30 protein-coding genes and 1 tRNA gene are annotated in these 26,511 nt (G+C 56.3%); 7 read left to right on the top strand and 24 right to left on the bottom strand.

Translation table 11 applies throughout. From position 1 onward, the window contains the following. Positions 1–4: 4 nt before the first annotated feature. The 12 genes from KVQ82_RS11340 to thrS all read right to left on the bottom strand — a co-directional run bounded on the left by KVQ82_RS11340 (position 5) and on the right by thrS (position 11,851). Positions 5–1,336, bottom strand: coding sequence for a restriction endonuclease subunit S (locus KVQ82_RS11340; RefSeq protein ID WP_222018880.1), 1,332 nt, complete (start codon positions 1,334–1,336; stop codon positions 5–7). Further along, a complete protein-coding gene (locus KVQ82_RS11335) occupies positions 1,336–3,579 on the bottom strand; it encodes a class I SAM-dependent DNA methyltransferase (RefSeq protein ID WP_222018879.1) in 2,244 nt (747 codons plus the stop codon). Before KVQ82_RS11335 ends, KVQ82_RS11340 begins: the two co-directional genes overlap by 1 nt. Positions 3,580–3,773: 194 nt before the next feature. Beyond that, positions 3,774–4,034: a DUF1524 domain-containing protein gene (locus KVQ82_RS31870; RefSeq protein ID WP_369426615.1), complete on the bottom strand. Its 261-nt coding sequence runs from the start codon at positions 4,032–4,034 to the stop codon at positions 3,774–3,776. Between the two features lie 364 nt (positions 4,035–4,398). Further along, positions 4,399–4,475, bottom strand: a tRNA-Pro gene (locus KVQ82_RS11325). Positions 4,476–4,563: 88 nt separating this feature from the next. Then, on the bottom strand, positions 4,564–4,920 hold the full coding sequence (locus KVQ82_RS11320) for a MerR family transcriptional regulator (protein ID WP_003179985.1): 357 nt from the start codon (positions 4,918–4,920) through the stop codon (positions 4,564–4,566). Beyond that, the gene (ihfA, locus tag KVQ82_RS11315; protein ID WP_002553164.1) at positions 4,901–5,203 is read right to left on the bottom strand and encodes an integration host factor subunit alpha; all 303 of its coding nucleotides are present in this window, start codon (positions 5,201–5,203) and stop codon (positions 4,901–4,903) included. Before ihfA ends, KVQ82_RS11320 begins: the two co-directional genes overlap by 20 nt. Before the next feature lie 3 nt (positions 5,204–5,206). Next, complete coding sequence (gene pheT, locus KVQ82_RS11310; RefSeq protein ID WP_222018877.1) at positions 5,207–7,585, bottom strand: phenylalanine--tRNA ligase subunit beta; 2,379 nt, start codon at positions 7,583–7,585, stop codon at positions 5,207–5,209. A 26-nt stretch (positions 7,586–7,611) separates the two neighbouring features. Next, the gene (gene pheS, locus KVQ82_RS11305) at positions 7,612–8,628 is read right to left on the bottom strand and encodes a phenylalanine--tRNA ligase subunit alpha (RefSeq protein WP_003226365.1); all 1,017 of its coding nucleotides are present in this window, start codon (positions 8,626–8,628) and stop codon (positions 7,612–7,614) included. A gap of 109 nt (positions 8,629–8,737) precedes the next feature. After that, entirely contained in the window at positions 8,738–9,094 is a 357-nt protein-coding gene (gene rplT / locus KVQ82_RS11300) for a 50S ribosomal protein L20 (protein ID WP_002553161.1), read from the bottom strand. Between the two features lie 28 nt (positions 9,095–9,122). Beyond that, positions 9,123–9,317, bottom strand: coding sequence for a 50S ribosomal protein L35 (gene rpmI, locus KVQ82_RS11295; RefSeq protein WP_002553160.1), 195 nt, complete (start codon positions 9,315–9,317; stop codon positions 9,123–9,125). Positions 9,318–9,377: 60 nt separating this feature from the next. Further along, the gene (gene infC, locus KVQ82_RS11290) at positions 9,378–9,929 is read right to left on the bottom strand and encodes a translation initiation factor IF-3 (RefSeq protein WP_170929410.1); all 552 of its coding nucleotides are present in this window, start codon (positions 9,927–9,929) and stop codon (positions 9,378–9,380) included. Beyond that, a complete protein-coding gene (thrS, locus tag KVQ82_RS11285) occupies positions 9,929–11,851 on the bottom strand; it encodes a threonine--tRNA ligase (protein WP_007961251.1) in 1,923 nt (640 codons plus the stop codon). Before thrS ends, infC begins: the two co-directional genes overlap by 1 nt. Positions 11,852–12,230: 379 nt before the next feature. Between thrS and KVQ82_RS11280 the strand changes: the two genes are divergently transcribed. Then, positions 12,231–12,530, top strand: a complete 300-nt coding sequence (locus KVQ82_RS11280) for a hypothetical protein (RefSeq protein ID WP_041066136.1) — start codon at positions 12,231–12,233, stop codon at positions 12,528–12,530. Between the two features lie 292 nt (positions 12,531–12,822). After that, positions 12,823–13,035, top strand: a complete 213-nt coding sequence (locus KVQ82_RS11275) for a cold-shock protein (RefSeq protein WP_003179963.1) — start codon at positions 12,823–12,825, stop codon at positions 13,033–13,035. A gap of 72 nt (positions 13,036–13,107) precedes the next feature. Here KVQ82_RS11275 and KVQ82_RS11270 read toward each other — a convergent pair whose 3' ends face one another. Both KVQ82_RS11270 and KVQ82_RS11265 read right to left on the bottom strand, forming a co-directional pair. After that, on the bottom strand, positions 13,108–13,425 hold the full coding sequence (locus KVQ82_RS11270) for an I78 family peptidase inhibitor (RefSeq protein ID WP_222018876.1): 318 nt from the start codon (positions 13,423–13,425) through the stop codon (positions 13,108–13,110). Positions 13,426–13,593: 168 nt separating this feature from the next. Beyond that, positions 13,594–13,899, bottom strand: a complete 306-nt coding sequence (locus KVQ82_RS11265; RefSeq protein WP_041066130.1) for a hypothetical protein — start codon at positions 13,897–13,899, stop codon at positions 13,594–13,596. A 132-nt stretch (positions 13,900–14,031) separates the two neighbouring features. Between KVQ82_RS11265 and KVQ82_RS11260 the strand changes: the two genes are divergently transcribed. Continuing rightward, positions 14,032–14,244 (top strand): hypothetical protein, encoded by a 213-nt coding sequence (locus tag KVQ82_RS11260; RefSeq protein WP_086793391.1) that lies wholly within the window; start codon positions 14,032–14,034, stop codon positions 14,242–14,244. A gap of 33 nt (positions 14,245–14,277) precedes the next feature. Here the strand turns inward: KVQ82_RS11260 and KVQ82_RS11255 are convergent, their stop codons facing one another. From KVQ82_RS11255 to KVQ82_RS11220, 8 genes are all read right to left on the bottom strand, one after another. Beyond that, entirely contained in the window at positions 14,278–15,306 is a 1,029-nt protein-coding gene (locus KVQ82_RS11255) for a nucleoside hydrolase (protein ID WP_108183220.1), read from the bottom strand. A gap of 45 nt (positions 15,307–15,351) precedes the next feature. Then, positions 15,352–15,756 (bottom strand): D-ribose pyranase, encoded by a 405-nt coding sequence (gene rbsD, locus KVQ82_RS11250; protein ID WP_108183221.1) that lies wholly within the window; start codon positions 15,754–15,756, stop codon positions 15,352–15,354. Then, positions 15,753–16,670: a ribokinase gene (rbsK, locus tag KVQ82_RS11245; RefSeq protein WP_222018875.1), complete on the bottom strand. Its 918-nt coding sequence runs from the start codon at positions 16,668–16,670 to the stop codon at positions 15,753–15,755. The genes rbsD and rbsK overlap by 4 nt, the downstream gene beginning before the upstream one ends. 24 nt (positions 16,671–16,694) lie before the next feature. Next, positions 16,695–17,714: a LacI family DNA-binding transcriptional regulator gene (locus tag KVQ82_RS11240; protein WP_222018874.1), complete on the bottom strand. Its 1,020-nt coding sequence runs from the start codon at positions 17,712–17,714 to the stop codon at positions 16,695–16,697. Positions 17,715–17,717: 3 nt separating this feature from the next. After that, entirely contained in the window at positions 17,718–18,695 is a 978-nt protein-coding gene (locus KVQ82_RS11235) for an ABC transporter permease (RefSeq protein ID WP_041066117.1), read from the bottom strand. Then, positions 18,692–20,245: a sugar ABC transporter ATP-binding protein gene (locus KVQ82_RS11230; protein WP_222018873.1), complete on the bottom strand. Its 1,554-nt coding sequence runs from the start codon at positions 20,243–20,245 to the stop codon at positions 18,692–18,694. Before KVQ82_RS11230 ends, KVQ82_RS11235 begins: the two co-directional genes overlap by 4 nt. Before the next feature lie 56 nt (positions 20,246–20,301). Then, complete coding sequence (locus KVQ82_RS11225) at positions 20,302–21,258, bottom strand: sugar ABC transporter substrate-binding protein (RefSeq protein WP_041066111.1); 957 nt, start codon at positions 21,256–21,258, stop codon at positions 20,302–20,304. Between the two features lie 202 nt (positions 21,259–21,460). Then, positions 21,461–21,916: a hypothetical protein gene (locus KVQ82_RS11220; RefSeq protein ID WP_222018872.1), complete on the bottom strand. Its 456-nt coding sequence runs from the start codon at positions 21,914–21,916 to the stop codon at positions 21,461–21,463. Between the two features lie 349 nt (positions 21,917–22,265). Between KVQ82_RS11220 and KVQ82_RS11215 the strand changes: the two genes are divergently transcribed. The 3 genes from KVQ82_RS11215 to KVQ82_RS11205 all read left to right on the top strand — a co-directional run bounded on the left by KVQ82_RS11215 (position 22,266) and on the right by KVQ82_RS11205 (position 24,517). Continuing rightward, positions 22,266–23,354 (top strand): asparaginase, encoded by a 1,089-nt coding sequence (locus tag KVQ82_RS11215; protein ID WP_027611548.1) that lies wholly within the window; start codon positions 22,266–22,268, stop codon positions 23,352–23,354. Positions 23,355–23,532: 178 nt separating this feature from the next. Next, positions 23,533–23,823 carry a DUF1654 domain-containing protein gene (locus tag KVQ82_RS11210; protein ID WP_222018871.1) on the top strand — a complete coding sequence of 97 codons (291 nt, stop codon included), beginning with the start codon at positions 23,533–23,535 and terminating at the stop codon, positions 23,821–23,823. Positions 23,824–23,827: 4 nt separating this feature from the next. Next, on the top strand, positions 23,828–24,517 hold the full coding sequence (locus KVQ82_RS11205; RefSeq protein ID WP_041066103.1) for an endonuclease: 690 nt from the start codon (positions 23,828–23,830) through the stop codon (positions 24,515–24,517). Positions 24,518–24,572: 55 nt separating this feature from the next. On the opposite strand, the gene KVQ82_RS11200 is transcribed toward KVQ82_RS11205, so the two are convergent. Both KVQ82_RS11200 and KVQ82_RS11195 read right to left on the bottom strand, forming a co-directional pair. Beyond that, a complete protein-coding gene (locus tag KVQ82_RS11200) occupies positions 24,573–25,484 on the bottom strand; it encodes a siderophore-interacting protein (RefSeq protein ID WP_222018870.1) in 912 nt (303 codons plus the stop codon). Between the two features lie 86 nt (positions 25,485–25,570). After that, complete coding sequence (locus tag KVQ82_RS11195; RefSeq protein ID WP_108184417.1) at positions 25,571–25,939, bottom strand: penicillin-binding protein activator LpoB; 369 nt, start codon at positions 25,937–25,939, stop codon at positions 25,571–25,573. A gap of 250 nt (positions 25,940–26,189) precedes the next feature. On the opposite strand from KVQ82_RS11195, the gene csrA reads away from it, so the two are divergent. Continuing rightward, on the top strand, positions 26,190–26,384 hold the full coding sequence (gene csrA, locus KVQ82_RS11190; RefSeq protein WP_003179932.1) for a carbon storage regulator CsrA: 195 nt from the start codon (positions 26,190–26,192) through the stop codon (positions 26,382–26,384). The last annotated feature ends 127 nt before the right edge of the window (positions 26,385–26,511 follow it).

Below are 26,511 nucleotides of genomic sequence, written 5' to 3'. Positions count from 1 at the left end.
CAAATCATACCTTTGCAAACTGTGGAACGATGAAACTACGCACATCGATCTTTCCAGTTACGGCGTTGGTAATTAGTGAGCTACGGTACTCTTGGAGACGCTCAACAACAGCTGTGACCTTGTTATGCGCCCTGATATATACACACTCAGACTGTTGAATATAGTCGAGAATTTCATCTTGCTCGCTAGCAGGGGGAACACATACCAAAACATCTTTTAACTGCTGACTATCAATACCACTAATAGTTACCTGCTTGGTTGTAGCTAATATTTGCGCGCGCCCGAATGCTCCACCAAAATAATGAAAAGCAAACATCGGCATAATTTCTTTTTTATTAAGTCGAACTCTTATCATCGAGGATTCGTAGGCATGCGGCTCTTCCAGTTCTCCAACCACTGCACATTTCCCTGACCCCTCAAAGACCAAAGAACGTCTGGCGAATATCAAGTCACCCTGCTCCAGCCCCCATTGAGATAGCTCGGCCTGACTCAACAAAACACGGTCTTTAGCAGTTCTCTTTATGATGGGTTCAGAAAATGCCTCACCCATCTGAATGAATGCCGTGCCATCTTCACTAAAAAATTCCTTGGCTTTGTATATTCCATTTTGTGTGCCACCAATAATCAAACGTCGGAATGGCAAGATCTTCCAGCTTTCGGGAATTAGCCCCAACCACGCCGCACCCGAGTCCTTCATTGGTACAGAACTATTAAGCCCCTTAGTGACGGCATGGCTGATTAACGCGATACGTTTTTCGGCCAGCTTCTCGAGCAAGGCTTGCTTCTTGGCAATTAGCGCATCGATTTGGGCGGTCTTGAAATCGAGGAAACTGGCAATCGCTTGCTGCTCTTCAACCTCAGGTAACAGAACTGGGAGATTCCCAATGAAATCCCAACTGGCCCGCGGCATTTTGCTGCCGAATGTTGACGAATTAACGATGTTGATAAAATCACGGGAAAGCATGTAGTACTTAAGAAACTCGGCGTGCAGTTCAGCCTTGCTCCTTATGACCAATGCTTCGCTGGAAATCAATCCATCTCGTTGCGCCAAGTGAACCTTTGCCAGATACGGCCTCAACTTCCCGAACAGTACGTCACCTGCCAAAAACGAAGACGCGACTCCTTCGCTATTAACAATTTCACCTTCAATCTTCCGCCCAGTCCACGACTCGATGTGTTCGAGACCGAGATAAGGCAATGGTGACTCTTCGACGCTCACTTTGTTATTAATGAGTTCGGCCGAAAACTTTAGTCGCTTCACTCCCCAATGACAGGGTATATGCTGCAACCATGCGACGCCCGAGCAATCCAAATCAGTATATTGGGCATATCCCATCACACCACCTCGCTCAACATCGCCATGATGTCTTTTTCAAGCTGACTGATCTCGCCAGCAATTTCCTCCAACGCGCGCGGCGGCTGGTACACATAGAAATGCCGGGAGAGCGGAATTTCATAGCCAACCTTGGTTTTATTGTGGTCGATCCACGCATCGGCAACGTGCGGCAGAACTTCGGCCTTGAGGTAGTCCTCGCAGTGGTCTTGTACCAATGCTAGGAGCTTGTCGTGATCGGTTTCGTTGTCATAACCGAGCGGCAGTGGCAAGGCGATATCATACGGCAATGCAACGATTTCGGTGTCCCTAAGCTCAGCATCAGGTTCACGATTGCCTTTTGCATCCAGGCAAATATCTGCCTTAGGATCCCGCTCTGACAGCGCTGCCATGATGGCTTTCCTGACCGGAGCACCAACATTAATACCTGCCTTTTTCAATACAGATCCAAGCTCTGACTCGAATGCAGGACGGTTGAGATATAGCGTTTCAACATCCATGCCCTGCAGGGCCGATTTGATCGCGTGTTGGGCTTCCTGCCCCGCAGCGACTTCGGCGCGAAAGGCGATCTCGTCCTTGCGCTTCTTGCTTCTGGCCAGATTGACGAAGGCGCTTTGCTCCTCCAGCTTACCGATACGCTCGGCACTCACCTGGAAGTTGAGGCGCAAGGGGCGCTCCACTGTGATCTTGAGGAAACCAAATTCGCGGTTGGCAAACAGCTTGCTGCAGAGACGACGCTCGGGCGTGCCTGACACCAGCACCTCGCTCTCCGCATTGTGGTCATGCTCGGCATAGAGGCGAACCAGCTCCTTGATGTGATCATCAGAGAGCTCATTGCGCTTATTGCCCAGGCTCTTGTCCATCTTTTTGAAATGCCGGGTGCCATCAATCAACTGCACCTTGCCTTGGCGATGAACGGGCTTTTTATTGGTGACGATCCAGACGTAGGTATAGATGCCAGTGTTGTAGAACATTTGGTCTGGCAGAGCGATCACTGCATCCAACAGATCGTTCTCAATAATCCAGCGTCGGATATTGCTCTCTCCACTGCCTGCATCACCCGTGAATAGGGGCGACCCATTGAACACGATGGCAATTTTTGAGCCGTCGCCACCTACATTTTTTCCATCAACCAGCTGGGGCTTCGCGTGCATCTTGGAAATCATGTGCTGCAAAAACAGCAACGAGCCATCGTTGATGCGTGGTAAACCCGCACCGAAACGACCGAAAAAACCATGCGTGTTGTACTCCTCACGCACGTATTCTTCTTCTGGCTTCCATTCCACACCGAACGGGGGATTAGCCAGCATGTAGTGGAATTTCCTCCCTGGATGACCGTCTTGTGGCACGAAGCCATTAGCCTTATTCTTAGTGTCCTTGATACCCAGCGTGTCGCCGTAGATTAGGTTATTGATCGGCTCGTCCTTGATCAACAAGTCCGAACAGCAAATGGCGTAGGACTCTGGGTTGTATTCCTGTCCAAAAAGTTCAATGTTCGCATCAGGATTTTGCCCCTGTTGCTCACCATCACCGAGAATAAATTTTTCGGCTTCTGAGAGCATACCGCCGGTGCCTGCCGTTGGATCGTAAACACTGCGGTAGATACCCTTATCATAAATTCCATAGTCGGCTTCCCCGGTGAACACCAACTGCACCATCAATCGAATCACTTCGCGTGGGGTAAAGTGATCGCCGGCCTCTTCGTTCGCCTGCTCGTTGAACTTCCGTACCAACTCTTCAAACAGGTACCCCATCTGCAAATTGCCGATTGCCTTGGGCGACAGATTGATTTCTGCAGAGCAAAATTCTTTGATGATCAAAAATAGCCGATTGGCCTCGTCGAGCTTGGCAATTTCCGCTTCGAACTCAAACTTGTCGAAGATATCGCGAGCTCTTGGCGAGAAGCCTTGGATGTAGGCGATTAGATTCCCTGCAATATTGGGGGCATCACCCAGCAATTTTTCAAACGTAAAGCCGCTGGTGTTGAACAGCTCTTGTTTGCGACCAGTAGCAGCGATGCGCGACAAGGCTTTTTCCAGCGCCGGACCAGCAATACCCTTATCTTCAAGGCGTTTCTTTTCGTCTAATACTTTTTGCTTATTTTCGGCCAATACCAGATCGAAGCGGCGCAGGACAATCAGCGGCAGCATCACGCGGCGGTACTGTGGTGGACGGTATGGACCGCGTAGCTTGTTAGCGATACTCCAGATGAAAGCGACGAGGTTTTGGTGCTGTGCGTTTTGCATGGAGGATTCCTGAATACTGTTAGTTGTTCTTGCGGGGCGTGCCTGATATTAAAGATCACGCCGCTGCCGCGCCCGATATGGTCAGTTCCCGAGCTTGCTCAGAGCGCCAACAAACCTGTCTTGTCGGTCAACGGAAAGGCTCGGAGTCCACAAATCGTCGCCCCGGACCTCTTGTGTCAGAATAAATGGCGATGTTATGACCTTGCCCTGCCCCTTGAAGGAGACGTTTTTCTTGGTGGCAAAGCTGAAATTGGTAGTGACGGGGTCCTGCAAACCTGCAACGGAACCAGGTTACCCAGGCGATGCGCCGATGACTCGCGCTTATCCTCGTCAGGAAACAAATTCACCCAACCAGACACGACAGACCTTGTTTGCGGAAAGACATGCTCTAGGTACAGGAAGCCAAACGAGTGCTTCTTACTGCAATCACTTGCCAGAGCGCCAAGGTGCGACATCCGCACCATCCGGATCGTGAGCAATCGCCGATAAATGTCGCCATCGAACGGGGCGACGAACTCGCACTTATGATTTCTGGTTAGCGCGAGGGACTTTAACCCTGCCAGATCACCATAAAATGCTTCAAGGGTCCTTTTCACTCCGCTACTCCTTAGCGGACAGCCAGGCCAAATTAGTATCAAGGCCAAATCCAGGCACGTCCGTGTAGTTATTGTCCATAATTACACAGGTGGGTTTGTAGCAAGCTAATCTCAATTGGCAACCAATTGGCAACCAGAATAACCCATTTCAAATTTTCACTCAAAAAGCATCAGGCATAAAAAATCCAAGCACCTGTAAGTGCTTGGATTTTCTAGAAAAATATGGTCGGGACGGAGTGATTCGAACACTCGACCCCTAGCACCCCATGCTAGTGCGCTACCGGACTGCGCTACGCCCCGACTGGTTTGAAACCTGCTCTTCATCTCGAAGAGCGCTCAAGAATATAGCGCAAGCTTTTGAAAACTGGAAGTATTCAAACGCAGCTTTTTATTTCTTGAGCACCACCAGTACATCTTCAAGCTCAGCGATCATCTGGCGGATCATTTGCTTGTATTGAGTGGTGTCGTCTTTGGCTTCATCGCCGGACAAACGCAGGCGCGCGCCGCCGATGGTGAAACCCTGATCGTAAAGGAGCGCGCGGATCTGCCGGATCATCAGCACGTCCTGGCGCTGATAATACCGGCGATTTCCGCGGCGTTTGACGGGGTTGAGCTGAGGAAACTCCTGCTCCCAGTAGCGCAGCACGTGTGGTTTTACCGCACACAGCTCGCTGACTTCACCAATGGTGAAGTAGCGTTTGCCCGGGATGACGGGTAGTTCGTCGTTATGACTTGGTTCCAGCATAAGCCTCAACTCGGGCCTTCAACTTCTGCCCTGGACGAAAGGTGACCACACGGCGAGCCGTGATCGGGATTTCTTCCCCCGTTTTCGGGTTGCGGCCAGGCCGCTGGCGTTTGTCCCGAAGGTCGAAATTGCCGAAACCGGACAATTTGACCTGCTCGTTGTCTTCAAGAGCGTGCCTGATTTCCTCGAAAAACAGTTCGACCAATTCCTTGGCTTCCCGCTTGTTCAGGCCCAGCTCTTCATACAGACGTTCCGCCATCTCAGCTTTCGTCAAAGCCCCCATACGTCACTTCCTTAACGTGGCGTTCAACCTTTGTTCGAGCGAGGTGAGGATATTTTGCGTCGTCGAATTCACCTCATCGTCATTAAGAGTGCGCGATGGATGCTGCCAGGTCAAGCCAACTGCAAGGCTTTTTCTATCAGGATCAATGCCTTTACCCTGATACACGTCAAACAGCCTGAGATCCGTGAGCCATTCGCCTGCATTTTCACGGATTACGTCAAGTACAGCCGAGGCCGCGACGTCTTTGTGCGCGATCAGTGCAAGGTCACGACGCACTTCAGGAAAACGCGACAACTCGTGGAATTGCGGCATTTTTCCGGAAGCGACTTCAGCCAAAACCAGCTCGAAGACGAATACCGGACGATCCAGGCCCAAGGCTTTGGACAGTTCAGGGTGAATCGCACCGATGAAGCCGACTTCACGCCCATCACGTTCAATGCGCGCGGTTTGACCCGGGTGCAGCGCCGGATGTTTGCCCGGAGTGAAAGTGAAGGCGCCCAACGCACCGGCATAACCCAGCACCGCTTCGACGTCAGCTTTCACATCGAAGAAATCGACGGTGTCACGACCCTGTGCCCAACCTTCCGGCAGACGGCTGCCGCAAACAACACCCGAAAGCATCGGCTCTTGTTTCAGACCTTCCAGCTGACCGATGAAGCGCAGACCGCTTTCGAACAGACGCACACGATCCTGCTGACGGTTCAGGTTGTGCTGCAACACCTTGACCAGGCCCGGCCACAGCGACGAGCGCATGGCAGCCATGTCATTGGAAATCGGGTTGGCCAGCATCAGCGGCTCAACGCCCGGGTTGAACAGTTCGAACTGCTTGGGATCGATGAAGCTGTAAGTGATCGCCTCCTGATAACCACGGGCAACCAGCAGACGACGCAGTTCAGGCAGTTCGCTGCGCGCTTCAGCTTTGGCTTGTGGCGCCAGACGCGCTTGCGGGTAACGAACCGGCAGACGGTTGTAACCGTACAGACGCGCCAGCTCCTCGATCAGATCGACTTCAAGGCTGATGTCGAAGCGATGGCTTGGCACTTCTACGCGCCACTGCCCTGCTCCATCAGCGGAAATCTTCAGGCCCAGGGCGCTGAGCAGACGCTCGACCTGCGCCGAATCCATTTCCATCCCCAGCATCTGGGTGATGCGCTGTGCACGCAGGGTGATCGGCGCGATCGACGGCAGGTGCTGCTCGCTGACGGTCTCGATGATCGGGCCGGCTTCACCACCGGTGATTTCCAGCAGCAGGCCGGTGGCGCGCTCCATGGCTTCACGGGCCAGTTGCCAGTCCACGCCACGCTCGTAACGGTGCGAAGCATCGGTGTGCAGGCCGTAGGAACGAGCTTTGCCTGCCACAGCGATCTGGTCGAAGAACGCACTTTCCAGGAAAACGTCGCGCGTAGTCGCGGACACACCGCTGTGTTCGCCCCCCATTACGCCGGCAATCGCCAGAGCGCGAGTATGGTCGGCAATCACCAGCGTATCGCTACGCAGGCTGACTTCCTGACCGTCGAGCAGCACCAGCTTCTCGTCCTCTTCCGCCATACGCACGCGGATGCCACCGTTGATTTCGGCGAGATCGAACGCGTGCAGCGGCTGACCCAGCTCGAGCATCACGTAATTGGTGATGTCGACGGCAGCGTCGATACTGCGCACTTCGGCGCGGCGCAGTCGTTCAACCATCCACAGCGGGGTCGGCTTGGACAGGTCAACGTTACGGATGACACGCCCCAGGTAACGCGGGCAAGCGGCAGGCGCCAGCACGTCTACCGGACGCACTTCGTCGTGCACAGCCGGAATCGCCATGACCACCGGACGGGTAACCGGAGCGGCGTACAGCGCACCCACTTCACGGGCCAGGCCGGCCAGCGACAGGCAGTCGCCACGGTTCGGGGTCAGGTCGACCTCGATGCTGGCGTCTTCCAGATCCAGATACACACGGAAATCTTCGCCCACCGGCGCATCGGCCGGCAGCTCCATCAGACCGTCGTTGCCTTCACCAATCTGCAGCTCGGCTTGCGAGCACAACATGCCGTTGGACTCGACGCCGCGCAGTTTGGCCTTCTTGATCTTGAAGTCGCCCGGCAGTTCGGCACCGATCATGGCGAACGGAATCTTCAGGCCCGGACGCACGTTTGGCGCACCGCACACGACCTGGAAGGTTTCCGCACCATTGCTGACCTGGCACACACGCAGCTTGTCGGCGTCAGGGTGTTGCTCGGTGCTCAGCACCTCGCCCACGACCACGCCGCTGAATACACCGGCGGCCGGGGTCACGCTATCGACCTCCAGACCCGCCATCGACAGACGAGCAACCAGCTCGTCGCGACTTACCTGCGGGCTAACCCAGCCACGCAGCCATTGTTCACTGAATTTCATCCTGCTCTCCTAAGAATTCGTTACGACTAGCGAAATTGCGCGAGGAACCGCAAGTCGTTGTCGAAGAACAGACGCAAGTCGTTCACGCCGTAACGGAGCATGGCCAGACGCTCGACGCCCATACCGAAAGCAAAACCGGAGAACTCTTCCGGATCGATGCCGGACATGCGCAGCACGTTCGGGTGGACCATGCCGCAGCCCATGACTTCCAGCCAGCCGGTCTGCTTGCAGACGCGGCAGCCTTTACCGCTGCACATCACGCATTCCATATCGACTTCAGCGGATGGCTCGGTGAACGGGAAGTAAGAAGGACGGAAACGTACGGCCAGCTCTTTCTCGAAGAACACCCGCAGGAATTCTTCGATGGTGCCTTTGAGATCGGCGAAATTGATATCGCGATCGACCAGCAGGCCTTCGACCTGGTGGAACATCGGCGAGTGGGTGATATCGGAGTCGCTGCGATACACACGGCCTGGGCAGACGATGCGGATCGGCGGTTGCTTGGACTCCATGGTGCGGACCTGTACCGGCGAGGTATGGGTGCGCAGCAACATGTTCGCGTTGAAATAGAAGGTGTCATGCATCGACCGGGCCGGGTGGTGGCCTGGGATGTTGAGCGCTTCGAAGTTGTGATAGTCGTCTTCGACCTCAGGGCCTTCGGCGATGCCGTAGCCGATGCGGGTGAAGAACTGCTCGACTCGTTCCAGAGTCCGGGTCACCGGATGCAGACCACCGGAGGTCTGGCCACGGCCCGGCAACGTCACATCAATGGATTCGGCAGACAGTTTGGCAGCCAGTTCGGCTTCTTCAAACAGAGCCATGCGCGCATTGAGAACGCCTGTGACACGTTCCTTGGCAACGTTGATCAGGGCGCCGACTTGCGGACGCTCTTCTGCCGGCAAATTCCCCAGGGTCTTCATCACCTGAGTCAATTCACCTTTTTTGCCAAGGTATTGAACCCGGATTTGCTCCAGGGCATTGATATCTTCAGCGCTTTGCACAGCCTCTAGTGCTTGAGAGACCAGCGCATCCAGGTTTTCCATGTACAGACTCCAGATACAAAATAGGGGAAGAGCTTGAAGGCTCTTCCCCTATTTATGACGTTTAACACCTGACCCCACAGAGGTGGGGCCGGGTGACTGTCGGGGGTACTTAAGCCAAGGTGGCTTTAGCTTTCTCGACAATCGCAGCAAACGCCGCTTTTTCGTTCACTGCCAGATCAGCCAGAACCTTACGGTCGATCTCGATGGACGCTTTTTTCAGGCCAGCAATGAAACGGCTGTAGGACAGACCGTTAACACGAGCACCAGCGTTGATACGAGCGATCCACAGAGCGCGGAACTGACGTTTTTTCTGACGACGGTCACGGTAGGCGTATTGGCCTGCCTTGATTACCGCTTGCTTGGCAACACGGAATACGCGGGAGCGTGCGCCGTAGTAGCCTTTAGCAAGTTTCAGAATTTTTTTGTGACGCTTACGGGCAATGACGCCACGCTTTACACGAGCCATGAGTTACTTCCTCTATTCTTGACTAAAATTAACGAAGGCGCAGCATGCGCTCGACTTTTGCCACGTCAGACGGATGCAGCAAGCTGCTACCGCGCAGTTGACGCTTACGCTTGGTCGACATTTTGGTCAGGATGTGGCTCTTGAAAGCGTGCTTGTGCTTGATACCGTTAGCAGTTTTCAGAAACCGCTTAGCAGCACCACTTTTGGTTTTCATTTTTGGCATGTTCGGATACTCCGCATTCAGTTGATAAACATAATCAGAAGGCCTGCCGTGCCCTGTTGATTACTTCTTCTTTTTCGGGGCGATGACCATGATCAGCTGGCGTCCTTCCATCTTAGGATGCTGTTCGACCGAACCGTACTCGAGCAGGTCAGCTTCAACCCGCTTGAGGAGTTCCATCCCCAGCTCCTGGTGGGCCATCTCACGGCCGCGGAATCGCAAGGATACCTTGGCCCTGTCCCCGTCACTCAGGAAACGTACCAGGTTGCGCAGTTTTACCTGGTAATCCCCTTCCTCCGTCCCTGGACGAAACTTGATTTCTTTTACCTGAATCTGCTTCTGGTTTTTCTTCGCCGCTGCAATCTGCTTCTTCTTTTCGAAGATCGATTTGCCGTAGTCCATCACCCGGCAAACCGGTGGGACTGCGTCAGCAGAGATTTCTACCAGATCAAGCTTTGCTTCTTCAGCAATACGAAGCGCTTCATCAATCGAGACGATGCCAATCTGCTCGCCATCAGCGCCAATTAACCGAACCTCGCGTGCCGAGATATTCTCGTTGATCGGGGCTTTCGGTGCAGCTCGTTTATCTTGTCTCATTTCACGCTTAATAATAATTACTCCGAATCTGGGCGACCACGCCGGGAAACCGCTTGCGCGAGAAACTCAGCGAACTGGGCGACGGGCATCGAGCCCAGGTCAGCACCTTCACGAGTACGCACAGCGACAGTCTGCATCTCGACTTCCTTATCTCCGATAACCAAAAGATAGGGAACCTTGAGCAAAGTATGCTCGCGGATTTTAAAGCCGATCTTTTCATTTCTCAAGTCGGACTTGGCACGAAATCCGCTTTCGTTGAGAGTTTTTTCAACCTGAGCGACGAAATCTGCCTGTTTATCAGTGATATTCATGATCACTGCCTGGGTTGGCGCGAGCCACGCAGGGAATGCACCTTCGTAATGCTCGATCAGAATCCCGACGAAACGCTCGAACGAACCGAGGATTGCCCGGTGCAGCATCACTGGGTGTTTGCGGCTGTTGTCTTCGGAGACGTATTCGGCGCCGAGACGGACAGGCAGGTTGAAATCGAGCTGCAAGGTACCACACTGCCAGACGCGACCGAGGCAATCTTTCAGCGAGAACTCGATTTTCGGACCGTAGAACGCACCTTCACCCGGCTGCAGATCATACGGCAGACCCGCGGAATCAAGGGCTGCAGCCAGTGCTGCTTCGGCGCGATCCCACAGCTCGTCGGAACCTACGCGTTTTTCCGGACGAGTGGACAGTTTCATCTCGACATCGGTGAAGCCGAAGTCGCGGTAAACGTCCATGGTCAACTTGATGAACGCTGCGGATTCGGCCTGCATCTGCTCTTCAGTGCAGAAAATGTGGGCGTCATCCTGAGTAAACGCACGCACCCGCATGATGCCGTGCAACGCACCCGACGGCTCGTTACGGTGGCAGGCACCGAACTCGGCCAGACGCATCGGCAGCTCGCGGTAGCTCTTCAGGCCCTGGTTGAACACCTGCACGTGGCACGGACAGTTCATCGGCTTGATGGCGTAGTCGCGGCTTTCCGACTCGGTGGTGAACATGTTGTCGGCGTAGTTGGCCCAGTGCCCGGATTTCTCCCACAGGCTGCGGTCAACGACTTGCGGCGTCTTGATCTCGAGATAGCCGTTGTCACGCTGCACTTTGCGCATGTACTGCTCGAGCACTTGATACAGGGTCCAGCCGTTCGGGTGCCAGAACACCATGCCCGGTGCTTCTTCCTGGGTGTGGAACAGGCCCAGGCGTTTGCCGATCTTGCGGTGATCGCGCTTTTCCGCTTCTTCGATGCGCTGAATGTAAGCCGCCAGCTGCTTTTTGTCTGCCCAGGCAGTACCGTAAACGCGCTGCAGCTGCTCATTCTTGGCATCACCGCGCCAGTAGGCACCGGACAACTTGGTCAGCTTGAAAGATTTCAGGAAGCGAGTGTTCGGCACGTGCGGGCCGCGGCACATGTCGACGTATTCTTCGTGGTAGTACAGGCCCATGGCCTGCTCGTTCGGCATGTCTTCGACCAGACGCAGCTTGTAGTCTTCGCCGCGAGCCTTGAACACTTCGATCACTTCGGCGCGCGGAGTGACTTTCTTGATGACGTCGTAATCCTTGTCGATCAGCTGATGCATGCGCTGTTCGATGGCGGCCATGTCGTCCGGAGTAAAAGGACGCTCGAAGGCGATGTCGTAATAGAAGCCTTCGTCGATAACCGGGCCGATGACCATTTTCGCAGTCGGATACAGCTGCTTGACCGCATGGCCAACCAGGTGCGCGCAAGAGTGGCGAATGATCTCCAGCCCCTCTTCATCCTTTGGCGTGATGATTTGCAGCGTCGCGTCGCTGTCAATGATGTCGCAGGCGTCGACCAGCTTGCCGTTGACCTTGCCGGCCACGGTGGCCTTGGCCAGGCCGGCACCAATGGATGCGGCGACCTCGGCTACGGAAACCGGGTGATCGAATGAACGTTGACTGCCGTCGGGAAGAGTAATAGTTGGCATGGCGCCTCCTCTCCTAGTGGTGACCCCTACCAAAGGTCACGTGGGTTGGGATGAGCCAGTACAAGATCCGATCCAGGCCATTCAATGACGAACGCCTGCCTTACAGCGGCAGGAGCCTTGCGGCCAACCGGAAAACCGAACCAGAGTGACTGGGATTCAAATCAGGGTTTCGCACGCTGACCGCTTCGGGGCTGAAGGCCATCCGGAGCCTGAGAACGCTTGAGCCCGGCATGCTAGCACAGATGAGCGGTCATCGAGTCGAAGGATTTTCAGTGCTGAAGATTTGTGCATTTTTGCGGCGCAAAGTGAACTTGGGATATACGCTTTGCCTCAAATAAGCTGAGAATCGTCGCCGATATCAACCCAAGGAGTTTCCGACATGCGCCTTATCCGACTTTTTGCTTACGCGGCCCCGCTGGCCCTGCTACTGCCGCTGAGCGCCAACGCGGCCTGGCCTGCCGGTGTCAAAGCCCAGTACATGAACGATTGCACCGCCGCAGCCAGCAAGAGCGTCAATCCAGCCGAAGCCAATAAACACTGCGCCTGCGGTGCCGATGTGCTGGAAAAGAAATTCACCACACAAGAGATCGCGCAACTGATGGACAAGAACACCCCGCCAAGTGGTGAACTGGGTCAGCGCGCACTGAAAGAAATCTCGGTTTGCCGAGTGCAGAAATAAGCGCTGACGAATGTTTTTTCGGGCGTCCGGCAGACCAAAAACCGCCAAAAAGACCCCGAAATCGATAATTTACGCAGGTTTTATAGCTTTTTTTACACCCTCGTCTTTCGGCCACAAGCCACTGAAACCGGGGCTTGCAGACATTTCAGAGGTTGAAATCGATGCAATATGAAAGCAAACAGCACGTCCGGGGGGCTACCAAAGCGAACATTTCGACTATGATACCCGGGTGTGCCCAGTTGGCCTGAGCAGCACAGTACTACTGAAAATATATGTTTCTTGGAGATACACCATGTCTAATCGCCAAACCGGCACCGTTAAATGGTTCAACGATGAAAAAGGCTTCGGCTTCATCACTCCTCAAGGTGGCGGTGACGACCTGTTCGTACACTTCAAAGCTATCGAATCCGACGGTTTCAAAAGCCTGAAAGAAGGCCAGACCGTCTCTTTCGTGGCTGAGAAAGGCCAAAAGGGTATGCAAGCTGCACAAGTTCGCCCAGAGTAATTTCCCGGCGCACTAAAAAAACCCCGTCCATGTGACGGGGTTTTTTATGCCTGCAACAAAAGCGCTCTGCGATCAACCGCAGTTGACGCGAGTGACCACCAGGTTGTTGTCGGTGTTCAGATTCAAGCGATCGGAGCGGTATTCCAGCGTGATCATGTCGGTTGGCTTGAGGAAACGGGCGTTTTGCGCGCCAGACTTGGCACGCGCCTGATCGAGCAGTTCCGGCGAAGCCTTTTTACCGATGGCAAATTCCGCTGCCTTTGCTTCACAGCGGCTGTGACCGGCATCGGTCGCCACAGGATCCTTTGCCGACTCGCTGGAGGTCGTGCTGCAACCGGCCAACATGGCAACGGCCATAAGTGCACCCAGAGACGCGAACTTCAAAGGCATGAAGCCTCCTTCTTTCAAATGGTTAAGCTGAGATCGTGCGACCGCCAATCTGGCGTTTGGTTTCACAACCAATGCTGCCACCCTGCCCCACGATCCGGAAAAACGCTGAGTCTGCCTGAAGAGCGTGCAGCGCATCCTCACACAATCGTCACCGAATATTAACGAAGCTCAATAGACGTCGATGTAGTCGAGCGGCGGATTCGGCCAGTTGTCTTTCAGCGCATTGAAAATCTGCATCACCCAGACTTCATCGCTGGCCGCGACGTTGCCGACATACCCCGAACCCTTGGCCCAGGTCTCCAGGCGAAAGAGCAGGCCATCAATATCCTGCCCGCCGGTCACACCGGAAGAAATATAGGCAATCCCACCCTTGGTCACACGCAGCTGCGTATGCACATCATCGCTGGCCGACGCGAGCAACTGGCGCACAGCGTCGAGTGTGAGGCCGTCGGGGGAATTCAAATCGATCTGCACAGCACATTCCTTGGTTCAGCCGGAAAAGACCAAGTGTCGCATAGCGTCGCGCCCATGCCTAAGTCGCAGTGCCAAACGCCCGACAAAGTGGTTAACTCGCGCTCAGACATTCCCGACTTTTCGAGCGCACTCATGAGCACCGTAAGCATCTCCGCTGACATCAAGGTTTTGTGGCCGAAGGGACACAGTTCGTATAGCCCTGGCAGTTCGGAGGAGCTGGCGCTGATCAGCATCGATCTGCTGGTCAAGACGATGGGAACCCAAGGCGCACAAACGTTTATCGCTCAAGTGTTCGAGCGGTACCAGCATGACGACAAGAGCACGCAGGACACGGAGAGGGATTAAAAACCCGCAGGCTTGCACCTGCGGGTCCTGGCCTTACTTCAAGCGCTTCAGACGCTCAGTCAGCAGATCGAAGAAACCTTGGGCATCGCCATTCTCGACCCAAAATGCGTTTTTCGGCTGTTTCAGACCGTCGTACCAGTCGACCACGGTCTGACCGAACGTGATCCCCTCACGGCTGTCGATGGCCACGTTCACCGAGCGACCAGTGAATAGCTCCGGCTTGAGCAGGTAAGCAATGACGGTAGCGTCATGCACCGGGCCACCCGGGATGCCGTAGTGCTCCATGTCGCCCTTGATGTACTCGTTGAGGATGTCGCCGACAATCTTGCTCGCATTGTTGTTGAGCGCGGCAATCTGCTTCAGGCGGGCGTCGCTGGTGAGGATCTTGTGGGTCACGTCCAGCGGCAGATAGGTCAGTTTTACACCGCTCTTGAGTACCACTTCTGCCGCTTGCGGGTCGGCAAACAAGTTGAATTCGGCCACCGGGGTGATGTTGCCGCCATTGAAGTGCGCGCCGCCCATGATCACCACTTCCTTGATACCGTTAACGATCTCCGGCTCCTGGATCAGCGCCAGCGCCAGGTTGGTCTGCGGGCCAAGCATGGCGATGGTGATGCTGTGCGGCTTGGCTTTTTTCAGGGTATCAATCAGGTAGTTGACCGCATTGCCTTCGGCCAGGCCTTTTTTCGGCTCATGTACGGTGACACCCGACAGGCCTTCCTTGCCATGGATGTTCTCGGCGTAAATTGGCGTACGCATCAGCGGCTTCGGCGCACCGGCGTAAACCGGAACATCCTCGCGCCCTGCCCACTCGCGAGCCAGGCGCGCGTTGCGCGACGTTTTGTCGAGGCGTACGTTGCCGGCCACGGTGGTCAGTGCGCGAATGTTCAGTTCATCCGGCGAAGCCAGGGCGAACAGCAAGGCGACCACGTCGTCGGCACCCGGATCGGTGTCGATGATCAGGTCGATCTTTTCAGCAGCCTGAGCGCTGGTGGCGGAAATAAAAGACAAAAGCAGCAGACTCCGAAGCAATTGATGGAGTTTTTGAGCATAGCGGTGCATGGCGCATTCCTTGTGCTGATGAAAATGAAAAGGGCGAAAACCCTATTAGAACGTTACTCCGGCCACCAGCACGATGTTGCAGTACGGCTGACATTCGCCTGTACGAACAATCGCCCGTGCCTGTCGGCTAAGAACCTTGAATTGCTCATGAGTCAGCAGATCGCGCCGACCGAGGGCGCCCTCTTCTTGCAACTCGTCCAGCACAACCATGGCGGTCGGCTGCTTGTCGAGGATTTCGTTGGCCAGCACATGGCTTTCCACCTGCATCTCGCTGAGCACGACTTTCAGGGTACTGACGAAATCCGGAACGCCGTGGGTCAGCGCCAAATCGATCAATTCAACGCCAGGAGGAACCGGCAGTCCGGCGTCACCGATCACTACCATGTCGCCATGGCCCAGGGATGCGATCAGCCGCGACAACGCGACGTTGAGCAAAGGAGTCTTTTTCATGCGGGTTTGAACGCCTGTACGTCGGACATGGTGGGAATGGAAGGCTGTGCGCCGGCCCGGGTCACAGATAACGCTGCAGCGACTTGCCCGTAACGGATCGCCTCAGCCTCGGATTTGCCACTGGCGAGCGCTGCGGCAAAACCACCAACAAAGGTATCGCCCGCGGCGGTGGTATCGACCGCCTTCACCTTGGGCGCCGGGAAATGCTCGAAACCTTTGCCATTGGCAAATAGCGAACCTTGCGCACCGAGGGTAATGATGACCTTGCCCGCGCCCATGGCGATCAACTGGCTGGCAGCGCTTTCTGCGGCCTCCAGCGAATCGACTGGCAACCCGCTCAACGCAGCGGCTTCGCTTTCGTTGGGAATCAGGTAATCGATGGCGGTAAACCAGTCTGCCGGCAACGGACGACTGGCCGGCGCCGGGTTTAAAATCACGGTTTTGCCCAGCTCACGCGCTCGCTTGAGCGCATGCTCCACTGTTGCATCCGGGATCTCCAGCTGGCAGATAATCACGTCGGCCGCTTGCAGCACCGCATCAAAACGGTCAATCACCGCCGGGGTCATTGCACCGTTGGCGCCAGCGACGATCACGATGGCGTTCTGACTGTTGTCATCGACCACAATCAGCGCCACGCCACTGGAGTCGGCAACCGTGCTCACCGCCTGACAATCGATCTGCTCGGCCAGCAATGCGTCGCGCAATTGCACGCCGTAGTCATCGTTGCCAACACAGCCGACCATCGCCACCTGCGCACCCAGGCGCGCAGCAGCGACTGCCTGATTGGCGCCCTTGCCGCCGGAAACGGTGGCAAAGGAATGACCGATCAGCGTTTCACCACCCTTTGGCAGCCGTGGCGCCCGGGTGACCAGATCCATGTTCAGGCTACCTATTACCACTACATTTGCTGGCATACATCACTACTCGTCAATTCGATTTCAGCGGTACTCGGTGAACACGCCTGACAGCGGTGCAGTCGATTCGCGCAAGACAATACTCGGGGTCACGATTCGTTGATCGGTGACCAGACTCGGGGTAGCAATCCTTCGCAGCAGCACTTCGGCAGCCATCTCGCCCAACTGCAGGATCGACTGACCAACGGTGGTCAGCGCCGGGTACACATAACGGCTCATCTGGATATCGTCGAAGCCGATCACCGACAGCTCGCTTGGCACGCGCACATTGCGCTCGGCCGCCGCACGCAGCACACCGATACCGATCATGTCGTTTCCGGCGAAGATCGCGCTCGGCGGGTTGCCTTCGAGCAGGATCGCCGCCGCGTTGTAGCCACCGGTACTGGTGAAATCGCTTTCCAGCATGCGTTCGGGCCGCACGGTGATGCCCGCCTCCTGCAGCGCCCGACAAAAACCGGCCTGACGCATTTGCGCCACGCTGGTACTCGACGGACCACCGATGGTGGCGATGTCACGATGGCCCAGCTCCAGCAGGTGCCGCGTCGCCAGATAAGCGCCATATTCATGGTCGATGCGCACCAGATCGGCGTCCACGCCATCCAGTCCACGGTCGACGATGACCATCGGCGTTTTCACCCCGGCCAGCCCTTGCGCGAGCCCGATGTCGCCACCGGCGGAGGCGACAATCAGGCCGTCAATGCGCTTCTCCAGCAGCACCCGCAAATAGCTGCGCTGTTTTTCCGGGTTATCGTCAGAGTTGCAAAGGATCACGCAATAGCCGTTACGCTCGCAATAATCCTCGATACCCCGAGCCAACTCGGCAAAATACGGGTTGAGGCTGTTGGGCACCAATAAGCCAATGGTCGCAGTGGTCTTGGCTTTCAGTGAACGCGCCACGGCACTTGGCACGTAATCGAGGCTTTTGATGGCCGCCTCGACCTTCAACCGCACTTCCTGGCTGACCGGGCGTGTCTTGTTCACCACGTGAGAAACCGTGGTGTAGGAAATCCCCGCGAGCGCCGCCACATCCTTGATCGTTGCCATGACTTAGCCCCGTCGACTGGCGCGTTGACTGCGATAAGTATCGAGTACCACCGCAATGACGATCACCGCACCGGTGATGATGCGCTTGGTCGGCTCGGTCGCACCGATCTGCGCCAGACCGGCGGCGAGCACCGAAATGATCAACACGCCGAAGAAGGTGCTGATCACCGAACCACGCCCCCCCATCAGACTGGTGCCACCAATGACCACCGCAGCGATCACTTGCAGTTCGAGGCCGGAGCCGGCATTCGGATCCGCCGCTTCCAGACGGGAAATCTGGAACAGCGCGGCGATGCCCGCGAGCAGCCCCATCAGGCTGAACACCAGAATCTTGTACGGTTTTGGATTGATCCCGGCCAGACGCACCGCTTCTTCGTTGGTGCCGATGCCGATCAGGTAGCGACCGAACACGGTGCGGGTCAACACCGCTTGCGCAATGAAGATCACCAGCAAGGCAATGATGAACGACGGCGAGATACCGAAGGCGATCGGGTTCGACAGCCAGGCAAACGAATCACCGATGTAGGCGGTGCGCGAACCGGTCATCTGATACGCCAGGCCACGGGCCATTTCCAGCACACCGAGCGAAACGATGAATGACGGAATACGCCACGCCACAGTGATCGAACCGGTCACCGTACCCGCCAGTGCAGCCACCGCCATTCCAAGCAGAGCGGACGGCAACACGCTCCAGCCCCAGCCGAGAATCGCTACGCTGACTGTCGAGGCGGCAAGCGCCAGCACCGAACCGACCGACAGGTCGATGCCGCCGATGATCAGCACGAAGGTCATGCCCACCGCCAGCACCATCAGATCGGGGATCTGGTTGGCCAGCGTGCTGAAGGTGTCATAGGACAGAAAGTGGCTGCTCATGACCGAGAACAACGCCACCATCGCCAACAAGGCACCCGCCAGGCCCAGATAGGTGCCAAGACCGTAGAAATTGCCACCACGTTTGCCGGCAGAAGATGCAGTTTTCATGGGAGTTCCCTAGGCGCCGCTTCATTGAGCTGCGCATCACGTTTTTGGTAGCCGGCGAACGCGGCAGCAAGCAAATCATCCTGGGTCCAGCTGTCGCGCTCGAAGGTATCGATCAAACGCCCTGCCGACAGAACACCGATCCGGTCGCAGATCAGCATCAGCTCGCGCAGGTCACTGGATACCACCACCAGCGCCTTGCCCTGACGCGTCAACTCGCCCAGCAAGGCATAGATATCGAACTTGGCACCCACATCAATGCCGCGAGTCGGCTCGTCGAACAACAGCACCGAGCAATCACGCTCCAGCCAGCGCCCGATCACGACCTTCTGCTGATTGCCGCCAGACAGCTCGGAAACCAATTGGGTCGGGCTCGAACTGCGGATGCGCATGGCGTTGATCTGACGCTGCGCCAAGGAAATTTCGTTGCTGTTATTGACGACCCCGGCCCGGGAAATTTCCGGCATGTTGCCCAAAGCAATGTTGGCGCTGATCGACTGACTGAGCAGCAGGCCTTCGCCCTTGCGGTCTTCGGTGATCAGGGCGATACCGTGTTTCACTGCATCAACCGGCGAACGCACACTGACCTCCTGCGCCGGCGAACCCAGCGCGATCGTGCCACTGTCGGCCAGGTCGGCACCGAAGATCAGCCTTAGCAATTCAGTGCGTCCGGCTCCGATCAGCCCGGAAATCCCGAAAATCTCGCCAGCACGCACTTCAAAGGAAACATCGCGCACCTTGTCGGAGCGGGTCAGGCCCTTGACCGTCAGGGCTGGCGCGCCAATCTTGCGCGGGCCCATGTCAATGTGTTCGCCCAGCTCACGGCCGACCATCAAGGTCACCAACTGCTCACTGTTATAGTTGGCCATCGGTTCGACACAGACCAGATTGCCGTCCCGCAGCACAGCAATGCGTTGCGCGACGCGCGCCAGCTCTTCCAGGCGGTGGGAGATATAGATGATCGCAACGCCACGCGCCTGCAAACGGGTGATCTGCTCAAAGAGCATTTCCACTTCACGGGCAGTGAGCATGGCCGTCGGCTCATCAAGAATCAGCACATGACAATCGCCGATCAGGTTGCGCGCAATCTCGACCATCTGCTGATGCCCGATACCCAACTCGCCGACCAGAGTGTCCGGATCAATCGCATCGAGACCGACCTGCGCCATGGCTTCGATGGCGGCCTTGCGCAATTGCTTGCGACTGATCCAGCCGCCGTTGCTGGGCAGGTTGTCGAGAAACAGGTTTTCCGCCACCGACAGCGTCGGCAGCAGATTGAGTTCTTGCATGACCATGCGCACGCCCAGCTCTTCAGCCTGGGTACGGCTGCCGGGGCGGTAGTCTTTGCCCTGGAACTGCATCTGGCCTGTGGTCGGCGTAACCAGACCACCAATGATCTTCGACAGCGTGCTTTTACCGGCACCATTCTCACCGGTCAGCGCCAGCACTTCACCGCGCATCAGCGTCAAGTCGATGCCCGTGAGCACCGGCTGCGCATAGGTCTTACCGATACCGCTGACCGAGAGGACAGCGTTCGGGGCGGAAACTGACATAAAAACTCTCCATGCGCTCGTCCGGACGGACGAGCGCCGTTGTGTCGCCGGAAGACTTACTGGGTGACCAGCTCGACTGGCGTTTCGATCACGCCATTGGCGCCGCTGTCGACTTTTTCGCCCTTGAGGATTTTCAGCGCGGTCTCAATACCGAACACAGCCTGCTTGGCAGCGAACTGATCGGCCGTCGCCAGCACGCGACCGTCCTTGAGCATCGGCTTGATCGCGTTGATATTGTCGTAACCGACCACTTGTACCTTGCCCGCCTTGCCGGCAGCGCGCACAGCGGAAACAGCGCCGACAGCCATGCTGTCATTACCCGCCAGCAGCGCTTTCACATCCGGGTATTCGCTGAGAATCGAAGCTGCAACCTTGTTGCCCTTGTCGATTTCCCAGTCGCCCGATTGCAACGAGACCACCTTGATCTGCGCCGCATCCATCGCATCCTTGAAGCCGGCGGTGCGCTGCTGGGCGTTGGTGGTGGTGGACACACCTTCGATGATGCCGACTTCGTCACCGGCCTTCAGTTGCTTGGCCAGGTACTCACCGACCAGACGCGCACCCTTGCGGTTGTCCGGCCCTACGAATGGCACACTGATATTTTTGCTTTTGACGATTTGCGGATCGAGCTGGTTGTCGATGTTGATCACGGTGATGCCGGCATCGACGGCTTTCTTGATCACCGGCACCATGGCCTTGGAATCGGACGGTGCGATGACCAGCGCGTTGACCTTGGCCAGAATCATCTGCTCGACGATGCGGGTCTGGCCGGCGGTATCGGTCTCGTCCTTTATGCCGTTGGAGATCAGGTCGAAATCAGCGGAGTGTTCTTTCTGGTAAGCCTTGGCGCCATCTTCCATGGTCAGGAAGAATTCGTTGGCCAGGGATTTCATGACCAATGCGACTTTGGGTTTTTCCGGGGACTCGGCGAAGGCCGAAGAGACAGGTAGTGCGGCGGCTGCAGCAGCCAGCATAGCGACAGCAAGAAGACGTCCAGCGAATGGCAGCTTCATGGGTTCACTCCGATCTTATGATTATTGTGAGCAACGCTCGCGCTGGCGTAAGCTTCAGCGCTCTACTTCCGGCCAATAGTGCACCGGGGAAGCCGCGCAAACGTTTGCGTAGACCGAACTATGCGAATCCCGCTGACATTTGTCAACAATCAGAAATCATCGATTTATTGCAGGGCGAATCGTCCGATTCGCCCTTCCCTGCTTAAGCCGTGGTGCTGACCAGGTTGCCGCTGGTTGAATCCTTGGACATTTCCTTGACCAGTGCCGCCGCGACTTCCATCAGCGCGCCGCTGGTTTGCGCGATCTGGCCCTGAACGGACATGACCGCCTGTGACTTGGCCTCGGGCGTCGGATAACTTGCCGCCTGCGCCGCCGCCAATTGCTGTTGCTGTTCTTGCAGTTGCTTCTGCAATTCCTGCATCCGCTTGAGCAGCATTTTGACGGTGATGCTCAGGCTATCGCCGCTGTCAGCATTACTCGCCTGGCTGGTTTCTTGCGCAGGCCCACCGGTTCTGACCTGGTTGCTTTGCTCATTTTCAACGCCCAGCGCCTCTTCGGATGCGTCTGCTTCCGCCTGGTTCATTGCATTGATTGTCGCTGCGGTTTTACCGCCGATGGTGACTGCGCCGGGATGTGAAAAACCGATCGTCAGTGACATGTGAACTCCCTAAATAATCGTTTCCTTTAACACCCATCGGCCTGCTGACGGGTTTCTTTAGCAGAAAAGCCGAAACCGGCAAGCCGTTTCGTTCACCAAGGCCTGTAGTCCTTTTCGGTGAACCGAACATGAAAGGCCCCAATATTCGGAAACCCGGACAGGTGATCGGCCCAACCATTGGCCATCCCACAAAAACATGATGCAAATCATGAAGTTAAACATCTCTCTGAAGCAAAGTAGCGCTGGTACGGATCCTGCTCCCTAGCCTGCACCCCGAGCATTCAGATCGGCTCGGGGCGCATCTAGATGAACCTGCATCAGCACCGTCTCACTACTAGAGAGAAAAATAATGAAATCTGCTTTCAACACCTTGGTACCGGGCGCTTTGGCCCTCCTCCTGCTCCTGCCAACCGCCCTTCAGGCAAAAGAAGTCGAAACCCAGACCAAACTCGCCAACGTCGTGGTACTTGCCACTGGCGGCACCATTGCCGGTGCCGGCGCCAGCGCAGCCAACAGCGCCACTTACCAGGCGGCCAAGGTTGGCATTGAACAACTGATTGCCGGCATCCCCGAGTTGAGCAAACTGGCAAACGTGCGTGGCGAACAAGTCATGCAGATCGCCTCGGAAAGCATCACCAACGACAACCTGCTGCAACTGGGTCGCCGCGTATCGGAACTGGCCGACAGCAAAGACGTCGATGGCATCGTCATCACCCACGGCACCGACACCCTGGAAGAAACCGCCTACTTCCTCAACCTGGTAGAGAAGACCGACAAGCCGATCATCGTCGTCGGCTCGATGCGTCCGGGCACCGCCATGTCGGCGGACGGCATGCTCAACCTGTACAACGCCGTCGCCGTCGCCAGCAGCAAAGAAGCGCACGGCAAAGGCGTGCTGGTGACCATGAATGACGAGATCCAGTCCGGTCGGGACGTCAGCAAAATGATCAATATCAAGACCGAGGCGTTCAAAAGCCCTTGGGGTCCGCTGGGCATGGTGGTCGAAGGCAAATCCTATTGGTTCCGCTTGCCAGCCAAGCGCCACACCATGGATTCGGAATTCGACATCAAGAACATCAAGAGCCTGCCTGACGTAGAAATCGCCTATTCCTACGGCAACGTTGATGACACCGCCTACAAAGCACTGGCCCAGGCCGGCGCCAAAGCCATCATCCATGCCGGTACCGGTAATGGTTCTGTTTCTTCGCGCGTAGTGCCGAGCCTGCAAGCCTTGCGTAAAGACGGCGTGCAGATCATCCGCTCGTCCCACGTGAACGCCGGTGGTTTCGTTCTGCGTAACGCCGAACAACCTGACGACAAATACGATTGGGTCGTCGCTCACGACCTGAACCCGCAAAAAGCTCGGATCCTGGCCATGGTCGCCCTGACCAAAACCAACGACAGCAAAGAGCTGCAACGGATGTTCTGGGAATATTGATTGGCCCTCGCCTGAGCCTTTCCGGATCGGGCAACCTGCTCACCACTCGCCCGCGCGGCGGGTGGTGCTGCCACTTACGCTGCGCGCGACTTTTTCGCACAAAATAATCGACCCGGCTTACACCAAAATCGCAAAAGCGCTGTCAGAGGATTTTCTTGAATTTTAAGCAGTTGCGAAAATGCTTACAGTTAAATACTGTATGCACGTACAGCTTAATAAGGATAACCTCGTGGCCACCTCCCCTGATGCTCCTGACGCTTACGAACGCATGGGTATGCGCGTTCAAAAAATCATCAATTCCCCTAACGCACAAAAAGCCAAAGCCGCCTTGATCTTCCGTCTGCCGGACGAGCCTGTGGATGCATGGGAGCAACTGCTCGAGGAAATCGACGAGAACGACAACGTCACACTCGCCTATCGCGACGATGGCGGCGTGCAGATTTTTTGGGTTGTGCCGAAGGAAGATTGATTCAATGAGTGTCCGCTGTTTTGCATTACTGTTGCTGTTCATCGCTTTTGGCGCCCAGGCTGGCGCTCCCCGCACCTTTACCGAGGCCAAGAAAGCCGCCTGGAAGCTGTATGCACCGCAGTCCACCGAGTTTTACTGCGGATGCAAATACACTGGCAACAAGGTGGACTTGAAGGCTTGCGGTTATGTGCCACGCAAAAATGCCAAGCGCGCTTCGCGCATCGAATGGGAGCACATTGTCCCGGCGTGGGAATTCGGTCACCAGCGTCAATGCTGGCAGTCGGGCGGGCGCAAGAACTGCACACGCTACGACCCGAGTTATCAGAAAGCCGAAGCCGACCTGCACAACCTGGTACCGAGCATTGGCGAGGTCAACGGTGATCGCAGCAATTTCAGTTATGGCTGGCTGCCGGTGCAATCCGGTCAGTATGGCTCGTGCCTGACTCAAGTCGACTTCAAGGCCAAGAAGGTCATGCCTCGCCCGTCGATTCGCGGCATGATCGCGCGCACCTATTTCTACATGAGCAAGCAGTACGGCTTGCGCCTGTCGAAACAGGATCGGCAGCTTTACGAAGCCTGGGACAAGACGTACCCGGTGCAAGACTGGGAACGCCAGCGTAATCAGAGCGTGGCGTGCGTCATGGGACACGGCAATGAATTCGTCGGCCCGGTGAACCTGAAAGCCTGCGGCTGACCCTCCAGCTCAAAGGAAAAGGCCTCGAACGTGATGTTCGAGGCCTTTTTTGTGCCTAACTGCCAGCCTTGTTGTAGCGCCAGTAGCCCATCAGATTGAGTGACTCACGGGGGATACCGCATTCCTTGATCAGGTATTTGCGCAGACGCATGACCGCAGCACTTTCGCCGGCAATCCAGCCATAAAAACCTTCGGGGGCCGTGTTGGCGATCTCCCAGAGAATGTCTTTGTCGATATCGACTTCGGCGAGTTCGGCGGCTTGCCCGACCGATGAATCCTCTGCAGGCAAGAACGCCTGCTGCACCGCCTCGACCATCAGCGCGCCAGCCACTGCTTCTGGCCCCTGATCGCGAACCAGCCACTGCACCGTCAGCCCGGGCCAGTCTGGCACCGAGAGCATGTCTGGCAGACTGTCGACTTCAAAGTACGCCTGAGTCTGGGGCGGCTCAGCCATGGCGGACAATTCTTCAAGAATACCCATCGCCGCCGGCAATGCCGTGGCATCGGCCACCAGCAAAACCTGTTTGAGCAGCTGCGGCGGTTTCCATTCGAACCCTCCGGCGTCCTGCGCGGAAAAACCGCTGCCGGGAGCAAGAATCTGCATCGACGCTCCCGGCTGCGCACGCAGCGCCCAGCGCGACGCGGGACCGGTCTCGCCATGCAGGACAAAATCGATGTCGACCTCGCCCTGATCAGCGCGTAAATGACGAATGGTGTACGTGCGCATTGCCGGTCGACGGCTCGCCAGCATTGAACGAAAACGCGCGTACCAGCCCTCCTCCTGCGCAAGGCTCGCAGGTGATCCATCTTCAGCAGGGAAGAACAGTTTGACGCGCTGATCCGGCGCCCAAGTGGCCATGCCACCTATTGAAGGGTCGGCGAGCGTGATCCGCATCATGTGCGGACTCACCAGCGTCTTGCGGCGCAAAACCGCATTGAAAAGCTTATAGGGAGCGGCGGAGGCCATGCGGAGCTCCTTCGAGAAATCGTGATTGACTCGTATAAGACGAGTCGACTGCGATGTCCTTTAGGCCGCTCCGCTGAAAGTGCGGCTTACGGTGCGAGCGGATGCTCGACGATCACCGATTCGACGTTCTGCTTCTTGGCCTTCACCAATGCTGCATCCACCTCGACCTTGCGAGCTTGCGCGTCGGCCTGGGAGTTGAACGGGCCAATCAGGATCCGCGTCTTGCCGCTGCTGTCCTTGATCACGGTCGGCACGAACGCATGCTCGATCAACCAGCCACTCAGGTCGCTGACAGCCTGAGGTGTTTCGCCGCGCACTTCGAGGTCCCACTGCGCAGAAGATGCCGCCACAGGCGCGGCTGCGACTGTCGTTTTCGGCTTCTGCACGTCTACACTCTTGCCTTCACCACACCCTGCCAATGCCAGTGCCGCGACCATCCAGACCAATTTGCGCACAACGCTTTCCTCGAAAATCACAAAGCGGCGATCTTAACATTCATAAATACTTCGCGAGGCCCGCAAAATGGGCACAAAACAACGAGATTGATGATTGCAGCCTCTGTATAGTTACGCCCTGGGAATTAATGCCGCATCTGCGCGTCAGAAAGAGGCACCCAAACCGTGAGACTTCGCACTAATCTATACGTACCACCGACCTCTGCACTGTCTGAATCAGGTGCCCTACAAAGCAATCAAGGAGAAGACCATGCTGATACTCACCCGCAAAGTCGGTGAAAGCATAAATATTGGTGATGACATTACGATCACCATCCTCGGCGTAAGCGGTCAGCAAGTCCGTATCGGCATCAATGCTCCGAAAAATGTTGCCGTACACCGTGAAGAAATCTATCAGCGCATTCAGGCCGGCCTGACCGCCCCGGACAAGCCACAAACGCCCTGAACCGCATTGCAGTCAGTAGCCAGTTCGTTTGCTTTGCGTAATGACTGGCTAGAGATACACGCGCCGTATTGCCATCCGCTCCCCAGCCCACTGGGCACGGCGCCTGACACATCCCATCGCTCTATTT

The organism is Pseudomonas sp. AO-1, assembly GCF_019775695.1.
GTDB lineage: Bacteria > Pseudomonadota > Gammaproteobacteria > Pseudomonadales > Pseudomonadaceae > Aquipseudomonas > Aquipseudomonas parakoreensis.
This window is presented reverse-complemented; position numbering and strand designations above follow the sequence as displayed.

What these genes read in the sequence shown, in the direction of transcription:
- KVQ82_RS11340 (WP_222018880.1), bottom strand. Translation starts at nt 1,336, where the DNA reads ATGGGATATGCCCAATATACTGATTTGGATTGCTCGGGCGTCGCATGG.
- KVQ82_RS11335 (WP_222018879.1), bottom strand. Translation starts at nt 3,579, where the DNA reads ATGCAAAACGCACAGCACCAAAACCTCGTCGCTTTCATCTGGAGTATC.
- KVQ82_RS31870 (WP_369426615.1), bottom strand. Translation starts at nt 4,034, where the DNA reads ATGTCGCACCTTGGCGCTCTGGCAAGTGATTGCAGTAAGAAGCACTCG.
- KVQ82_RS11320 (WP_003179985.1), bottom strand. Translation starts at nt 4,920, where the DNA reads ATGCTGGAACCAAGTCATAACGACGAACTACCCGTCATCCCGGGCAAA.
- ihfA (WP_002553164.1), bottom strand. Translation starts at nt 5,203, where the DNA reads ATGGGGGCTTTGACGAAAGCTGAGATGGCGGAACGTCTGTATGAAGAG.
- pheT (WP_222018877.1), bottom strand. Translation starts at nt 7,585, where the DNA reads ATGAAATTCAGTGAACAATGGCTGCGTGGCTGGGTTAGCCCGCAGGTA.
- pheS (WP_003226365.1), bottom strand. Translation starts at nt 8,628, where the DNA reads ATGGAAAACCTGGATGCGCTGGTCTCTCAAGCACTAGAGGCTGTGCAA.
- rplT (WP_002553161.1), bottom strand. Translation starts at nt 9,094, where the DNA reads ATGGCTCGTGTAAAGCGTGGCGTCATTGCCCGTAAGCGTCACAAAAAA.
- rpmI (WP_002553160.1), bottom strand. Translation starts at nt 9,317, where the DNA reads ATGCCAAAAATGAAAACCAAAAGTGGTGCTGCTAAGCGGTTTCTGAAA.
- thrS (WP_007961251.1), bottom strand. Translation starts at nt 11,851, where the DNA reads ATGCCAACTATTACTCTTCCCGACGGCAGTCAACGTTCATTCGATCAC.
- KVQ82_RS11280 (WP_041066136.1), top strand. Translation starts at nt 12,231, where the DNA reads ATGCGCCTTATCCGACTTTTTGCTTACGCGGCCCCGCTGGCCCTGCTA.
- KVQ82_RS11275 (WP_003179963.1), top strand. Translation starts at nt 12,823, where the DNA reads ATGTCTAATCGCCAAACCGGCACCGTTAAATGGTTCAACGATGAAAAA.
- KVQ82_RS11270 (WP_222018876.1), bottom strand. Translation starts at nt 13,425, where the DNA reads ATGCCTTTGAAGTTCGCGTCTCTGGGTGCACTTATGGCCGTTGCCATG.
- KVQ82_RS11260 (WP_086793391.1), top strand. Translation starts at nt 14,032, where the DNA reads ATGAGCACCGTAAGCATCTCCGCTGACATCAAGGTTTTGTGGCCGAAG.
- KVQ82_RS11255 (WP_108183220.1), bottom strand. Translation starts at nt 15,306, where the DNA reads ATGCACCGCTATGCTCAAAAACTCCATCAATTGCTTCGGAGTCTGCTG.
- rbsD (WP_108183221.1), bottom strand. Translation starts at nt 15,756, where the DNA reads ATGAAAAAGACTCCTTTGCTCAACGTCGCGTTGTCGCGGCTGATCGCA.
- rbsK (WP_222018875.1), bottom strand. Translation starts at nt 16,670, where the DNA reads ATGCCAGCAAATGTAGTGGTAATAGGTAGCCTGAACATGGATCTGGTC.
- KVQ82_RS11240 (WP_222018874.1), bottom strand. Translation starts at nt 17,714, where the DNA reads ATGGCAACGATCAAGGATGTGGCGGCGCTCGCGGGGATTTCCTACACC.
- KVQ82_RS11235 (WP_041066117.1), bottom strand. Translation starts at nt 18,695, where the DNA reads ATGAAAACTGCATCTTCTGCCGGCAAACGTGGTGGCAATTTCTACGGT.
- KVQ82_RS11230 (WP_222018873.1), bottom strand. Translation starts at nt 20,245, where the DNA reads ATGTCAGTTTCCGCCCCGAACGCTGTCCTCTCGGTCAGCGGTATCGGT.
- KVQ82_RS11225 (WP_041066111.1), bottom strand. Translation starts at nt 21,258, where the DNA reads ATGAAGCTGCCATTCGCTGGACGTCTTCTTGCTGTCGCTATGCTGGCT.
- KVQ82_RS11220 (WP_222018872.1), bottom strand. Translation starts at nt 21,916, where the DNA reads ATGTCACTGACGATCGGTTTTTCACATCCCGGCGCAGTCACCATCGGC.
- KVQ82_RS11215 (WP_027611548.1), top strand. Translation starts at nt 22,266, where the DNA reads ATGAAATCTGCTTTCAACACCTTGGTACCGGGCGCTTTGGCCCTCCTC.
- KVQ82_RS11210 (WP_222018871.1), top strand. Translation starts at nt 23,533, where the DNA reads ATGCTTACAGTTAAATACTGTATGCACGTACAGCTTAATAAGGATAAC.
- KVQ82_RS11205 (WP_041066103.1), top strand. Translation starts at nt 23,828, where the DNA reads ATGAGTGTCCGCTGTTTTGCATTACTGTTGCTGTTCATCGCTTTTGGC.
- KVQ82_RS11200 (WP_222018870.1), bottom strand. Translation starts at nt 25,484, where the DNA reads ATGGCCTCCGCCGCTCCCTATAAGCTTTTCAATGCGGTTTTGCGCCGC.
- csrA (WP_003179932.1), top strand. Translation starts at nt 26,190, where the DNA reads ATGCTGATACTCACCCGCAAAGTCGGTGAAAGCATAAATATTGGTGAT.